The organism is uncultured Salegentibacter sp. (assembly GCF_963972535.1).
In the GTDB taxonomy this organism is placed as follows: Bacteria; Bacteroidota; Bacteroidia; order Flavobacteriales; family Flavobacteriaceae; genus Salegentibacter.
In genome coordinates this window covers 18280-31995 of sequence record NZ_CAXAVR010000025.1, presented here as the reverse complement: position 1 = coordinate 31995, position 13716 = coordinate 18280, and the positions used below count along the sequence as shown (strand labels likewise).

General features: G+C 35.6%; 12 protein-coding genes and 1 pseudogene. 3 read left to right on the top strand and 10 right to left on the bottom strand.

What is annotated here, in order from left to right:
• The 9 genes and pseudogenes from AACZ30_RS05375 to AACZ30_RS05335 all read right to left on the bottom strand — a co-directional run.
• Positions 1-296 (bottom strand): annotated as a pseudogene (locus AACZ30_RS05375) (phosphoribosylformylglycinamidine cyclo-ligase); the annotation flags it as partial.
• A 116-nt stretch (positions 297-412) separates the two neighbouring features.
• On the bottom strand, positions 413-1903 hold the full coding sequence (locus tag AACZ30_RS05370) for a carboxypeptidase regulatory-like domain-containing protein (RefSeq protein WP_339648148.1): 1491 nt from the start codon (positions 1901-1903) through the stop codon (positions 413-415).
• Positions 1903-3315 carry a CsgG/HfaB family protein gene (locus tag AACZ30_RS05365; RefSeq protein WP_339648147.1) on the bottom strand — a complete coding sequence of 471 codons (1413 nt, stop codon included), beginning with the start codon at positions 3313-3315 and terminating at the stop codon, positions 1903-1905. Before AACZ30_RS05365 ends, AACZ30_RS05370 begins: the two co-directional genes overlap by 1 nt.
• Before the next feature lie 11 nt (positions 3316-3326).
• Positions 3327-3725: a curli production assembly/transport component CsgF gene (locus tag AACZ30_RS05360; protein ID WP_339648146.1), complete on the bottom strand. Its 399-nt coding sequence runs from the start codon at positions 3723-3725 to the stop codon at positions 3327-3329.
• A gap of 19 nt (positions 3726-3744) precedes the next feature.
• Positions 3745-4497 carry a curli-like amyloid fiber formation chaperone CsgH gene (gene csgH, locus AACZ30_RS05355; RefSeq protein WP_339648145.1) on the bottom strand — a complete coding sequence of 251 codons (753 nt, stop codon included), beginning with the start codon at positions 4495-4497 and terminating at the stop codon, positions 3745-3747.
• Between the two features lie 5 nt (positions 4498-4502).
• Positions 4503-4988 (bottom strand): hypothetical protein, encoded by a 486-nt coding sequence (locus tag AACZ30_RS05350; RefSeq protein ID WP_075326134.1) that lies wholly within the window; start codon positions 4986-4988, stop codon positions 4503-4505.
• A gap of 68 nt (positions 4989-5056) precedes the next feature.
• Positions 5057-5842 carry a hypothetical protein gene (locus AACZ30_RS05345; protein ID WP_075326133.1) on the bottom strand — a complete coding sequence of 262 codons (786 nt, stop codon included), beginning with the start codon at positions 5840-5842 and terminating at the stop codon, positions 5057-5059.
• Positions 5843-6732: 890 nt separating this feature from the next.
• Positions 6733-8919, bottom strand: coding sequence for a glutamine synthetase III (locus tag AACZ30_RS05340; protein WP_075326132.1), 2187 nt, complete (start codon positions 8917-8919; stop codon positions 6733-6735).
• Positions 8920-9041: 122 nt separating this feature from the next.
• Positions 9042-9989 (bottom strand): calcium/sodium antiporter, encoded by a 948-nt coding sequence (locus tag AACZ30_RS05335; protein WP_075326131.1) that lies wholly within the window; start codon positions 9987-9989, stop codon positions 9042-9044.
• A 131-nt stretch (positions 9990-10120) separates the two neighbouring features.
• On the opposite strand from AACZ30_RS05335, the gene AACZ30_RS05330 reads away from it, so the two are divergent.
• The 3 genes from AACZ30_RS05330 (at position 10121) to AACZ30_RS05320 (ending at position 12981) form a co-directional block, all read left to right on the top strand.
• On the top strand, positions 10121-10486 hold the full coding sequence (locus AACZ30_RS05330) for a BlaI/MecI/CopY family transcriptional regulator (RefSeq protein WP_075326130.1): 366 nt from the start codon (positions 10121-10123) through the stop codon (positions 10484-10486).
• Positions 10487-10489: 3 nt separating this feature from the next.
• Positions 10490-12643, top strand: a complete 2154-nt coding sequence (locus AACZ30_RS05325; RefSeq protein ID WP_339648143.1) for a M56 family metallopeptidase — start codon at positions 10490-10492, stop codon at positions 12641-12643.
• Positions 12644-12828: 185 nt separating this feature from the next.
• Positions 12829-12981, top strand: a complete 153-nt coding sequence (locus AACZ30_RS05320; protein ID WP_075326128.1) for an SsrA-binding protein — start codon at positions 12829-12831, stop codon at positions 12979-12981.
• A 53-nt stretch (positions 12982-13034) separates the two neighbouring features.
• Here the strand turns inward: AACZ30_RS05320 and AACZ30_RS05315 are convergent, their stop codons facing one another.
• Entirely contained in the window at positions 13035-13685 is a 651-nt protein-coding gene (locus tag AACZ30_RS05315; protein ID WP_075326127.1) for an NAD(P)H-dependent oxidoreductase, read from the bottom strand.
• Between the last annotated feature and the right edge of the window lie 31 nt (positions 13686-13716).

Below are 13716 nucleotides of genomic sequence, written 5' to 3'. Positions count from 1 at the left end.
CCCACACAAAGCAGATCGTCTATATTCATAATTAGTGCATCTTGCGCAATGCCTTTCCAAACCGAAAGATCTCCGGTTTCTTTCCAATACATATAGGCCAGGGAAGATTTTGTTCCTGCACCATCGGCGTGCATAATTAAGCAATGATCTGCATCTCCCGTAAGATTATCGGGCACAATCTTGCAAAATGCTTTTGGAAATAATCCTTTATCTACATTTTTAATTGCATTGTGCACATCTTCTTTACCTGCTGAAACGCCGCGCTGAGCATATCTTTTACTAACTTCCTGACTCATAATTATATTGTTGAAGCCCCAAAGATAAACAGATTAGCTTAGTCGCTGAAAGATTATAAAATAAAAAAAGCGATAGCAAAAAATCCGCTACCGCTTTCCCCCGAAAAGAAAAATCTTTATTCCCAGTCAGGCATCTTTGCATTAGAATATAATTCCTGCCTACTGGATGCCCCCCCGTTTTCAATAAGGGTTTGTTCTATAAACATTTCTGAAATCCCATCGTTAGAAGTATTTACATAAGTAACTTCAGCTTCACTTGGTGAAAATCTTGGATCTAAATCGTTTGTTCCTTCAGGTTTATCATCACTAATATCAGTACTTTGGTTGGTGTTGAAGTTATAAATAAACATCCTGGAATTAAGTTGACGATAGTCGGCACTCTCATAACCTGAGACATCCCGGGTATACAAAAGTCTTTGGTTATCTACCGATAAATTTAAACCACCCAGGGCACCATCAAGTCCAGATATTACAGATTTCATAAAATTACCAGACATATCTATGGTATAAATTTCAGCATTATAACCGGTGGCATTATTTACTAACAATGCAATTCGGGTATTATCATTACTAACATCAACCTCTGTTATAAACTTGCCGTTAGGTTCTTCATAAATTAGGCTTGTTCCGCCGCCGGTAACATTTACCCTGTATAATTTTTCGAAATTTGGATAAACCAAACTAGCACCATCGTTAGCCCAGGAAAAGTCTACTTTCTCGAGGTTAAAGCCGTTTACAGGAATGTTGGAAGTGATTTGCGTTTGAGCCGATCCATCTAAATTCATAGTAAAAAGATGGGTTTGATTGCCTACCGTTCTAAGGAAAGCAATTTTATTGGTACGATGATTTTTACGTGGCCTAAAACTATTTTGACTGGCAGAAGTTAGCTGATATTCATTTCCGTTTAAATCTCGAGCAAATATTACGTTATTGTTATTCATCTCCCGCACGTACATAAACCTTGTTTTAGGAAATTCTAACGTATTAAAAGAATATACTTCACTTAAAACGGGATCGTTAAGGCTATCTGAAACCTCTACCTGCCAAAAATATTTATACCCATAATTTAATCCTTCTACTGTTTGTACAGTATCACGAAGTTCTGTAAACCGAAGAACTTCATTATTACGATCGTTTCTTATTTCAAGTTCGTAAGTAAGGGAATCGTTATCTGCATCCCGGGATTCCCAGGTAAAATCTACGGTGGTAGGTATTCCTTCGGCATTGTCCTGAGGTGTCAATAAAGTTGGTGCATCGGGTTTTCTATTATTAGCATTTGCAGGTTGCATTTCAAAAATAACATTTACTTCAGCATTTGCTAAAACTTCAGCACCTTCAAATTGGGTTAACAATCCTTCTTTCCTCGCCTGCACAGAATATTCATCTACCGGAACGTTTTCAATTATAAATTCCCCGTTCTCATCGGTAAAAACAGTAGAAGTTGCCGGTGTGGTTGAAATGCGTACATTTTCTATTGGTTCAAAATCACCCTCGGTCACTACGGTTCCGGTTATGCTTCCACTTTGTAAAGCATCAATCGTGTCTTCACTACACCCCACTGAAATGAAAATAAATAACAGCGGAAAAATATATTTTAGATTTTTCATTATTGATTGTTTAAGTTGTTATTTCTTTCACGTTTAGTTTTACCAAGGTGAAAATTAAGACCAATGCTAAAGTTGAAATAATGGTCGTTTCGCTTACCGTGAACAAACCGGTCCAGTTCGTCGTTAAACATAAGGTTATGCTCTGCAAAACCTCTTATGCCCAACTTATCGGTAATCATATACTCGAGCCCAAGGCCGTATTGAAGTTTAAAATGCGTTGAAGACATTCCATCAGGCACCTCATCGCTATCCAAACCAAAAACAACGCCGCCTCCGGCAGATAAATAAGGCCCAAAGGTGTCGTTAGGCAAAACATTATATTGTCCATTCACATCAAGGCCTACAAACTTTTCTGAAAATGCGCCCTGATTTTTAAGCTCAAAAGCATTGGCTGCCAGATTCACAGAAAGGGAAGGGAAAATATTATTGGTATAATCTACTCTTAACATTCCACCTGCTTCAGCGTTGGAGAAATCCCCGCTCATTAAAGAAGTCCCTACATTAACTCCAATAGAACTGCCGGTTTTATCTATAAACTTGCGGTCATATAAGCTTTCCATCCCAGCATCTTCTTTTTCGGTATTATAGAGAGCGATTAATTCGTTTGCTAAAGGTTGCTGATCTTCTCTGGGAGTCCATAAATTATCTTGAATTCCCTCCAAAACCAGGGCTTCAACCCCTTTTTCTATAGCTTCGGTAACCGCTAATTGTACAGGCTCATTTCGGGTAAAGCCGGTTTCAGCTTCCATTAAACGCTGAAAACTCACATATTTAAATAAGCTGGCATCTAAAGCCTGGGAAAGTATAGTTTTAGAAATGTAAACATTCTTTAAAATTCTTCCGCTAGAAGTAGAAACAGCTCTCAAATAAATAGTAACCCTGTCCTGTCTATACTGGGTAGAACCACCAACTCCAAAATACCTGGCACCTAAACCACCGGTAATAATATTGGTATCGTAAGATACTATACCTCCTTCCAGAATAATTCCGGCGTAAAGCAAAGGTGGAAGTTGTGGTTCATTGATATTAGAATTAGCCCTGTATTCCTGGCGGGTAGAACGAATTATATTTCTTTCGTTTAAAAGGTTTCCTACGTTTTCTCTTTCTATGGTAGTAAACCATTTAGAGTCTTCAAGTGCTTTAATAAGAATTGAAGTAGCTCCCTGGGTTACGGCTGTACTAAAGGTACTCCCCATTTCTGAAGGTTTATACTGGCCGGTTAAATCTCTAAAATTATAGACTCCTACTACCACCGGTTCTTCGGGTAGAGGGAGATTTTTAAGGGCGGTTGTAGCATTTGTACTCTCCCCTATTCTAGCATCCTGATAGTCTACAGGTTGGTTAAAATAAGATCCGCAAGAACAAAACAGCACCACTACCCCCACTAAAATGGAGTATTGAAAAAATTTCATAAATAGGAGGTTTATTGTGGAACTATTATTTGAGTTTGCTCGCCGGTATTGGTATCAAGAATATTAATTACCAAACCTTCGTTAGAGGGAAAAATATCTATTGCCAAACTGCCAAAAGTATATTTTCCTTCCTGTAAACCTGCTTCGCCAAATTCTTCAGTAAATAACTGCCGGCCTACCTGGCCCAGTAACTGCGAATTTAAACTTTCGGTAAATTGTTCCATTTCAGAAAGTTCCTGGCGTGCAGCATCAGGATCTTCAAAAGAATTTTGTGATTGCGCACTGCTTAAAAGCCACTGGTAGTTAAATGTATCACCACCAAATGCGGGGTTTTTAGGTGTATAAACCAATTCTTGAGCAGATATTGGAAGACACCAAAAAAATAATAGAATTAAAACTAATCTTTTCATAATCGGGGGGATTAAAAAATTAATATTGTGAAATCTTTTCGCTTCGGTTTTTTAGGTATTCCATATACCTATTCACCTGCTGTAAGGCCGTAACAGCCTGTTCTTTTAAATAGTCTAATTTTGGTCTGGCAAAAAATTCATAAATCACCTTATCATCTACCTTTACCATTATTTTTGTTGTTCGGCCAAAACTTATCATTTCTTCTATTTCTATCATTTTATTACCTTCTACAGGATTTAAACTGTATTGCTGGTAAAAAAAGTCGTAGAAATCTTTTCCGGGTTTCGTTTTTGTTCTTTGAATAACCATACTGGTTAATTCAATTCCTTCATTCCTATTTTCATAAGAGAGTTGGTTTTCTTCTTTTTCCTCTGTTTTCTCTTCAAATACAATTCTACTGGTACCCATAACTTCATCATCTTCGTTATAAATTATTAAAAGAATAATACTGCGTTGTTTTGGGTTAATTGAAACTGTAGTTGAAGAAAGTTCCCGGGTTTCAAAAGGCTCTAAAGTGAACCGGCCCGTTTGAGAATTTTTGGAAGAATTATTATCTCCAGATGAAGTAATTACCGATAACTCGTAGTGTAAACTATATGTGGCCTCGGTTAAATTTTTAGAAATTCCTGTTATTTCCAGGAGATTATCTTTATTATCATTGGTTTTAATAGAAGCTTCTACTTCTGAATTAAAATTTTGAGCTTCAGCAGAAACTGAAATTAAAAATATTAGAACCAGTAAATTCAATGGTCCCGATATTATTTTTCTCAATGAAATCATTTAAAATTTCTTACAATTAAAGAGCGTGAATCACCATTCATATGAAATTTCAGATTATTTCCAATAGAATTAGAACCAAATTGTTCAAAATGATGGTTTTTCCCTTGCTGATTAAGCTCTAAACTTATTTCTTCTCCAGGACTGTTCACAAAATTGAAAGCCTTATGCCTGTCTCCATTTTGTACAATTGAAGATGAAAAGGTTGTGGCAGTAACATTAGAATAAATATTATTAAAATTTCCATTTTGAATGTAAACAGATTTATTCTCCTGGGCTCTTACCGAAGTATATACCTGGTTTCTATCTCCAATTTGATTTATGAAGACTTCATTATTTACCTGTTTATTCTCCTTTTGCACACTTGCCAAAAGATTTACTACAACCTGATTTTGAATTCGATTATGAGTTAAATTATCCTGGGCAGTTAACTGGAAATTAAAACAAAGCAGTAATAAAAAAGTGCTAAAACCAATACTTCTCATAAGATGAATTTTTAAATAAAAATAACCCGGACGCCTAAAATACATCCGGGTTATTTTCTATTTATTAATTAGTTTGCTGATGGAACTAAGTTACCCTGGTTAACCATTGAAGTGTTATGGTTTCCACTCTGGTTCACTAAGCTCATATGCATGCTACCACCTTGAGTAACAGTGCTGGCATTATGATTTCCAGATTGCATAGACCAGGACATATGGCGATCTCCTTTTTGTTCTACATCACTAGTGTTGTGATCTCCAGTTTGGGTTACGTAAGAATTACTTCCCCATCCGTTTTGGTAAACATCACTCTCATTGTGGTTTCCAGATTGAAAGGTATAAGATTCATGACTTGCACCAGTTTGAAAATCGTCAGCAGAGTTATTATCCCCAGACTGCGTTTGAATAGAAACATGGTTGCTGTTTAATTGCTCGATACTAGCATCGTTGCCGTTTCCAGATTGTATTTGCATAGCCACACCATTTACAGTTCCGCTTCCTGCACCATTTGTATATGGAGAATCTTGAGAAATTACAGCTTCGTTGTGGTTACCACTTTGATATTGCATAGAGAAATTCGCCGCTGGTCCTTGTAGACCATCATCATTCTGACCTGAAATAGCAGAGTTATGACTTCCGGTTTGAATAACAAAAGCTTCATTATACTCAGCTTTTTGATCTACATCAGCAGAGTTATGATCTCCAGATTGAGAAACAAAAGACAGGTTAGATAATCCTTGTTGATCTACATCAGATTGGTTATGATTACCAGATTGACCAACAAGACTTGAATTACTTTGAGCAAATGCAACTGCCCCAAACATTAGCGCGCTAGCGCAAAAAATCACTTTTTTCATAATAAAAAATTAAGGTTAAAAAAATATTTAAATTAAAAACTTACAATTTCACTTTGGGGCAAAACGAGTCTTCTTCATAACTATAATAAAACTATACTATAGAAATAGAATTAATGTTGGGGGCATAATGTGTAGGGAGTTAGAATTTGACGCAACCTTGGGGGGAAGGTTTAGGGGGGTGTTAAATTCTGATGCTAATATAGGATGGATTTTAGGACGAAAATATACTTTTCGATGAAGAGCTACATTTTTTGACAAGATGTGAAATGAATCTTAAAGGAATAATTATACGGGAAAACCCGTATGCACTTATTTGAATTAGTAGGAATTTTCTTATCCTCTTTATATTTTATATAATTCATTGAAAAGCAGATTCTAAATCTTTAGTTTTCAGTAGATTTATAAAAATTACAGTTATAAAAATTTTAAAAATTTAATAGGAAGAAATAAAATTATAGCCGCGCTCTAAAATCTTTAAAAAAGTTGAATTAATCGATATGGTGTGAAATTTCCTATAAAATTTATCCAAATAATAAGCTCATTTCAAAAGAAGACTAAAACACACATAAAGCACTGATTTATAATAATTTATAGTTATTTTACAAGTCCCCGATAAAAATTGAAGAAATTCTGCGCTAAAAAGCAGATTAATACACGCTAAAATAAAAATTGTAGGAAATAACTTATAATTCTTAATAATAAAGGTAGTTTCCGGTACGGGAAAGCTCCAAAAATGCGGAAATCCTCTTAAAAACAGAAAAAGTCTTCTGTAATAGAATTAAAATAATGAAAATAGTACTCAAATTAGGTAATTAAAATTTTTAAAATTAGTTCTGAAACAAAAAAACCACGTGTTTGCACACGTGGTTTTTATAATTATATATTTAAAATTACCTGGTAAAAAGTAACTCTCTGTACTTAGTTAACGGCCATAGCTCATCATCTACCAGAAGTTCCAATTTATCACAGTGGTATCTTATTTCATCAAAATAAGGCTTTACATCATCACAATAAGCGAAGGCTCGTTTTTCAGAATCTTCTATCTTATTAGCTACTTTCCTGGCCTCTATCATAGCTTTAACTCCGCTATTGATCTTAGCAATATGTTCAGAGATCTCTTCAATGAGTTCCAGTTGCTCGTTAGAATGTTTCTTGAAGTCTTCGTTATAAATATGCTTCAGGCCTTCTACATTCTCTATAAGGATATTCTGGTAACGAACTGCAGTTGGGATAACATGATTTCTGGCAATATCTCCAAGGATTCTACCTTCAATCTGGATTCGCATCGCGTAATCTTCAAGTTCAATTTCGTGACGCGCTTCAAGTTCCACTTTGTTCATCACCTTCATTTCTTCATAAAGAGCGATTGTTTTCTCAGAAATTTGAGCTTTTAAGGCTTGTGGAGTCGTTCTATTATTACTTAAGCCACGTTTTTTAGCTTCCTTCTCCCAGGCTTCACCATAACCATCTCCTTCAAAACGAATGTTCTTAGATTGCTTGATGTATTCTCTAAGTACATTAAAGATAGCATCATCCTTCTTCATTTTCTTGCCTTTAATCAACTCATCAACTTCAGATTTAAAGTCGTTTAGTTGTTTGGCCATAATGGTATTAATAACCGTCATTGGGTTAGCGCAATTTGCAGTAGAACCAACAGCTCTAAATTCAAATTTATTACCGGTAAAGGCAAAAGATGAAGTACGGTTACGATCGGTATTATCCAGTAAAATTTCCGGAATCTTACCTACTACATTAAGTTTTAGCTCGGTTTTTTCCTGCGGAGATAGTTTTCCGTCGGTTACCTTTTCTAATTCATCCAATACTTCGGTTAACTGAGATCCAATAAATGCTGAAATAATTGCGGGCGGTGCTTCGTTTGCTCCCAACCTATGATCGTTAGATGCACTTGCAATAGCTGCTCTTAACAATTCTTCGTTATCATGTACTGCTTTAATAATATTAATGAAGAAAGTTAAGAATTGAAGGTTCTTCATTGGTGTAGAACCCGGTGCTAATAAGTTTGTCCCGGTATCTGTGGCTAAAGACCAGTTGTTGTGTTTACCACTACCGTTAATACCGGCAAATGGCTTTTCGTGAAGAATTACCTTAAAGTGGTGTTTTTCGGCAATCTTGCTCATAATATCCATAATTAATGAATTATGGTCTACGGCCAGGTTACCTTCTTCAAAAATTGGTGCCAGCTCAAACTGGTTTGGTGCAACCTCGTTATGACGTGTTTTCACCGGAATACCAAGTTTCATACACTCAATTTCCAGGTCTCGCATATAGGCCAATACCCTTGAAGGAATTGAACCAAAATAGTGATCGTCTAATTGTTGTCCCTTTGCAGGAGAATGTCCCAACAAAGTACGCCCTGCCAAAGAAAGGTCTGGACGCGTAGCGGCCAAAGCAGAGTCAATAAGAAAGTATTCCTGCTCCCAGCCTAAAGTAGCGGTTACTTTTGTAACATTTTTATCAAAATATTTAGCTACGGATGTTGCTGCCTGGTCTACAGCTTGTAATGCTCTTAAAAGAGGTGTTTTATAATCTAAAGCTTCACCTGTATAAGAAACAAAGATCGTTGGTATACAAAGCGTTGTTCCCCAAAGAAAAGCTGGAGAAGTAGGATCCCATGCAGTATAACCACGGGCTTCAAAAGTATTTCTAATTCCTCCACTTGGGAAACTTGAGGCATCTGGCTCTTGTTGAACCAAAGCTCCGCCACCAAATTTTTCTATTGCAGAACCATCGGCCTGAGTTTCAAAAAAGGCATCGTGTTTTTCAGCCGTTGCGCCGGTTAATGGTTGAAACCAGTGTGTATAATGGGTAGCTCCTTTTGAAATGGCCCATTCTTTCATCCCAGTAGAAATGTGGTCTGACACTCTACGGTCAATTTTCTTACCGGTTTTTATAGCTTCCATCACATTTTCGTAAGCTTCCTTGGTAAGGTATTGCTTCATGGAGGCTTCGTTGAACACATTTGTTCCAAAAAGCTCAGACCTTCTGGCCGGCTCTTTAATCTTAACCGGCTTGCGGTTAAAGGTTTCTTTTAAAGCTTCAAATCGTAAAGTTGACATATTGGTGTGTTTGATAAATTTTAAATTTCAGCTACCAAATGTATATATTTTTACAGACACCCCGTTAAAAATCAAGCCTCTGATTTAAATTTTTATGTATTTATTAATACACCCCCTTAAAATTAACCCAAAAATGCAAGACCCGTAAAAATTACATAGCTTACGAATAAAATCACACCTTTATACCTGTTGAAAAGAAAGCGTTTTGGTAAAAAAGCTAGCGGAGCAATGGCAAAAGCAATCCCAATCATCCAGAAAATGTCGTTGGTAAGTATTTGATCTGACTGAATATAAATAGGTTGAATCATTGCGGTGATTCCCAAAACCGAAGCAATATTAAAAATATTAGATCCTATAAGATTCCCCAGGGAAAGTGCTTTTTCCTTTTTTAAAGCTGCAATAACCGATGCTGCCAGTTCTGGTACACTTGTTCCAATTGCAATCATAGTCACAGAGATTACTCTTTCACTTACTCCCAACATTGTTGCCAGGTCTACAGCACCATCTACCAGTAATTCTGAACCTCCCCAAAGTGCCACGCCTCCTATTAGTAACCAGATAATCATTTTAAAATTTGAAGTCTCTTTAAGTGAGTCGTCTATTCCCTCAACTGCAATTTCAGTTTTTCTACGAGACCTTCTTATTAATAAAATTAGAAAAACGATAAGACCTATAAATAATAAGAGACCTTCCAATCGCGAAATATGTCCACCGGTATATAAAAAGTAATAAAGTACAATAGAGAAAAGCATCATTGCCGGCCAGTTAAACCGGTAAAACTCCCTGTCTACAGAAATTGAGGTAATTATGGCGGTAATACCCAGTACCAAACCTAAATTGGCAATGTTAGAACCTATCACATTTCCCAGGGAAATATCTGAAAAACCATTTAGTGCAGCCTGTAAACTTACCAGAAGCTCGGGAGCCGATGTAGCAAACGATACCACCGTTAAACCAATTACCATTTTGGAAATATTGAACTTAAAAGATAGCGCTACAGAAGCTCTAACCAAAAATTCTCCACCTACAACCAACAAAACAAGCCCAATAAGAATAAAAACAATACTCATCTAATTTTTTTTGCGAAGATAAAATAATCCTGTGAGCTAAACTTAAAAGCATCATAAATCAAAAAGAAACTACTTAATTAGTAATTAAACTATATTTTTCGTTATATTTGAAATAACCAAACAAAATCAAAATGAAAAGATTAACTAATAAAGAGGAAGAAGTGATGCGTATTCTCTGGCAATTGGAGAAAGCATTTGTTAAAGAAATTATTCCGCTCATACAGGATAAAAAATATCATTACAATACAGTCTCAACTATTGTAAGACATTTAGAAGACAAGGGCTTTGTTGGCCATACAGCTTATGGAAATACACATCAATACTATCCCATAATTTCTAAAGAAGAATACAGGAAACACATTATGAGTCTCACCTCAAAACGTTTTTTTGATAATTCTTATAAGAGCATGGTTTCCTTTTTTGCTAAAGAAGAAAAGATTAGCGCAAGGGAACTTCGCGAAATCCTGGAAATTATAGAAAAGGAGAATAAAGAATAACTTATGGAAGCATTCTTAACCTATCTTCTTAAAAGCGCCGGTTTGCTAAGTATTTTTTACCTGGCCTATATTATTTTACTAAGAAAGGAAACCAGTTTCCAGATAAATCGTAATTTTCTCATGGTTGGAATTTTAACTTCAGCAGTTCTACCGGCAATTTATTTTACCCGGAAAGTGATGGTAGAAGCTAATAACTTTCCCTTCCACGAGTTTCCTGCAAGCACAAATATTACTTCAGAAAATATAGCATCCAATTTTGGCGCCTGGGAAGTCCTGGGTCTTGCTTATTTAAGTGTTGCCCTGTCTTTCCTAACAAAAATTTTTGTGCAGCTTTTCAACATTTGGCAACTTATTAAAAAAAGCCAAATTCATAAAATAGATGGTTTTAATTTTCTTACAACCAATACTACGGTAAGTCCGTTTTCATTCTTTAAATTCATTGTTTATAATCCTGCGGCGCATTCAGAAAAAGATTTGCAAATGATTTTGCAACACGAAAAGATACACGCGGCGCAATGGCATTCTATAGATATACTAATAGCAAATCTTACTACCGCCCTACTTTGGTTTAACCCGTTAAGCTGGTTGTATAAAAAAAGCGTTGAACAAAATCTGGAATATATAGCCGACAGGGAGACGGTGGCTATTTCGGGGGCAAAAAAATCTTATCAGCAGGCTTTGGTAAAAGTTTCAATTTCAAATTTACAACCTGCACTTACCAATCATTTTTACCAGTCATTTATCAAAAAACGAATTCTTATGTTGAATAAAAAATCATCTCAAAATACCGGGCTTTGGAAACTAAGCCTTGTTTTTCCATTTGTCCTGGCTTTTATGCTCGCTTTTAATGTAAAGACCAAGGCCCAAACAAAAAAATCTGAAAATCCTGTAGAAACTGTTCAAGTAAATAAATCAGTTTCAGCTACAATTACAAAATTTTCTAAAGAGGAAGGTCTGGAAAAAATTTCTGGAATTTTTCAGAAATTCAATGTTGAACTGGAGTTTTCAGAAATTAAATATTCCAACGAACTACTTACCGGTATAAAAGTTTCCTTCTTAAACAAAGAAACCAACGAAACCGGAACTTTCTCAACCAACGATACAGAAGGAATTGAATCTTTTGAAATCTTTACAGATAAAAAAGAAACTGGTTTTAGGAAAGCCAATACCCTTTTGGAAAAAGGCGCTATATCTTCTAACGGAAGTGCTTTAGGTAAACTAGGGAAACATCCCTTATATATTATAGACAGTAAGAAATATACTTCTAAAGAATTAGACGGGAAACACCTTGATATTTCTAAGCAAGGAATAAGTATTTCTTTAGCTGAGGAAGCAAAGGCAAAATATGGAAATGAAGCCGAAAACGGAGCAATTATTGCCAATAATGCAAGAATCATCGATAATTTACAGAATGAATTAAAGAGAATTGATAAAGAGGATTCTGAAACCAAACGCGAATTCTTACAAATAGAACACGGTAGATCACCGAGTTTAATTTCCCTCCAAACTAATTTTAAGGGGAAGAAAAAAAACAAAAATAAAAAGTTACGCGAAAACTCTAAAAATCCTCAAGAAATCCCCGGCGATCCCCTTTATATATTAAACGGTGAAAAAAGTAAGAAAGAAATTGTTGAGTTAATAGATAAAGATCTTATTAAAAGTGTAAATGTTCTTAAAGGCGAAAACGCAACTTCTCTTTATGGGAAAGACGCCAAAGATGGGGCGGTGATTATTACTACCGGGGTTTTGGATAAATCTAAAAAGAAAACTGAAAAAAAGGTGATAAAAACCCAAGCTCATTCAGTCGGATTTCAAACATTCAAAAAGAAAACAGATTACGAAATAATAACCGGCAAAAGTTTAAGTTTTTCTAATTCCAAAGATATAAACGCTTTTCATAAATATGAAGAAGATAAAAAATCAGATAACTCAACAGGCTATACTGTTAAGGCCAATATTTTCACGAATGGGCATAAGCAAGCTTCGCCTCTAGTTATAATTGATGGAAAAAAGGAAAGTGCAGAGTTTATGGAAGAAAAACTACAACCCGAAGATGTTGAAAAAATTAATGTTCTTAAAGGTACAGTTGCTTTAGAAAAATATGGAGAAGATGCCGAAGACGGGGTTATTGAAATTACTACTAAAAAAGATAAATAATAATTTTTCTTTTGATTTAAATTTGAATTTAAAGGCAGGTTAATTCCCTGCTTTTTTCTTTTACCTGATTTTCAATATCTTTGAAGTAAACCGCTTTGAGGCAAATTCAGGAAGAATTGAATATATGAATATTGAGGCAAACCTCAGCGCATTTAAATCTCGATTATCGAGTAAACCAACCAAAAATGAAAAAGAAATTTTTTAAAGCACTTTCTAAACTTAACAAGAAGGTTCTGCCCAGCTACACTAAAAAAGAACTGGATCTAAGAAAAGCCAGTAAAGTACAAATGGCAATTATTGGCTGGAAATCCTGGGTTACCAGGAATTCTTTAGACTAAAAAAAGCCCTTAAGACAATTCTTAAGAGCTTCCTGTATATATTCAAGTTTCCCCTACTTACTCATTTTTTTAGCTTTTTCTTCCAGTTTTTTCACATCAGTAGGATACGGATTTTCTTTTAAGGTTTTTGCTAAATGTACCAGGTTGTGAGCCATAAGTAACATCATATTATTGGTGAATTCGTGTTTATTCCCTTCGGCTTCAATATAACTTGGCCCGGGCCCGGCTTCACCCACATAATAGCAAAATCCGTTTACGGGAACAGTAAATCCGTGCTCAGAGAGGTCAAAAACCATACTGGAAATTGCTTTTTTAGCACCGTCTTCATTCCCATCTACCATAACTCCGGCTACCTTATTATAAGTTGGAAATTGCCCGTTTTCTTCGCTTCCCTCTTCCATTATTCCATCAAAACGTTCGGCAACCATTTTAGCCACGGCACCCCGATCTCCACGCCAAATTGGAGTAGCTAGAATTAAAATATCGGCAGCTTTTACCTTCTTTAAAATTTTAGGCCATTCATCTCCATTTTCTTCATCAGAGGTAACTCCAAATTTTACATCATGGTCTACTACGCGAACAATTTCGGTAGAAACATCAAGGCCTTTAAAAACCTTTTCAGCTTCTTCAATAAAGGCTTCGGTATTAGATGTTTTGGGAGATTTTTTAAGTGTACAATTCAAAAATAAAGCTTTCAGTTTCATAATTTAGATTTTATGGTTTACTATGCAACTT

What these genes read in the sequence shown, in the direction of transcription:
- AACZ30_RS05350 (WP_075326134.1), bottom strand. Translation starts at nt 4,988, where the DNA reads ATGAGAAGTATTGGTTTTAGCACTTTTTTATTACTGCTTTGTTTTAAT.
- AACZ30_RS05360 (WP_339648146.1), bottom strand. Translation starts at nt 3,725, where the DNA reads ATGAAAAGATTAGTTTTAATTCTATTATTTTTTTGGTGTCTTCCAATA.
- AACZ30_RS05340 (WP_075326132.1), bottom strand. Translation starts at nt 8,919, where the DNA reads ATGTCAACTTTACGATTTGAAGCTTTAAAAGAAACCTTTAACCGCAAG.
- AACZ30_RS05335 (WP_075326131.1), bottom strand. Translation starts at nt 9,989, where the DNA reads ATGAGTATTGTTTTTATTCTTATTGGGCTTGTTTTGTTGGTTGTAGGT.
- AACZ30_RS05370 (WP_339648148.1), bottom strand. Translation starts at nt 1,903, where the DNA reads ATGAAAAATCTAAAATATATTTTTCCGCTGTTATTTATTTTCATTTCA.
- AACZ30_RS05345 (WP_075326133.1), bottom strand. Translation starts at nt 5,842, where the DNA reads ATGAAAAAAGTGATTTTTTGCGCTAGCGCGCTAATGTTTGGGGCAGTT.
- AACZ30_RS05330 (WP_075326130.1), top strand. Translation starts at nt 10,121, where the DNA reads ATGAAAAGATTAACTAATAAAGAGGAAGAAGTGATGCGTATTCTCTGG.
- AACZ30_RS05315 (WP_075326127.1), bottom strand. Translation starts at nt 13,685, where the DNA reads ATGAAACTGAAAGCTTTATTTTTGAATTGTACACTTAAAAAATCTCCC.
- AACZ30_RS05320 (WP_075326128.1), top strand. Translation starts at nt 12,829, where the DNA reads ATGAAAAAGAAATTTTTTAAAGCACTTTCTAAACTTAACAAGAAGGTT.
- AACZ30_RS05325 (WP_339648143.1), top strand. Translation starts at nt 10,490, where the DNA reads ATGGAAGCATTCTTAACCTATCTTCTTAAAAGCGCCGGTTTGCTAAGT.
- AACZ30_RS05365 (WP_339648147.1), bottom strand. Translation starts at nt 3,315, where the DNA reads ATGAAATTTTTTCAATACTCCATTTTAGTGGGGGTAGTGGTGCTGTTT.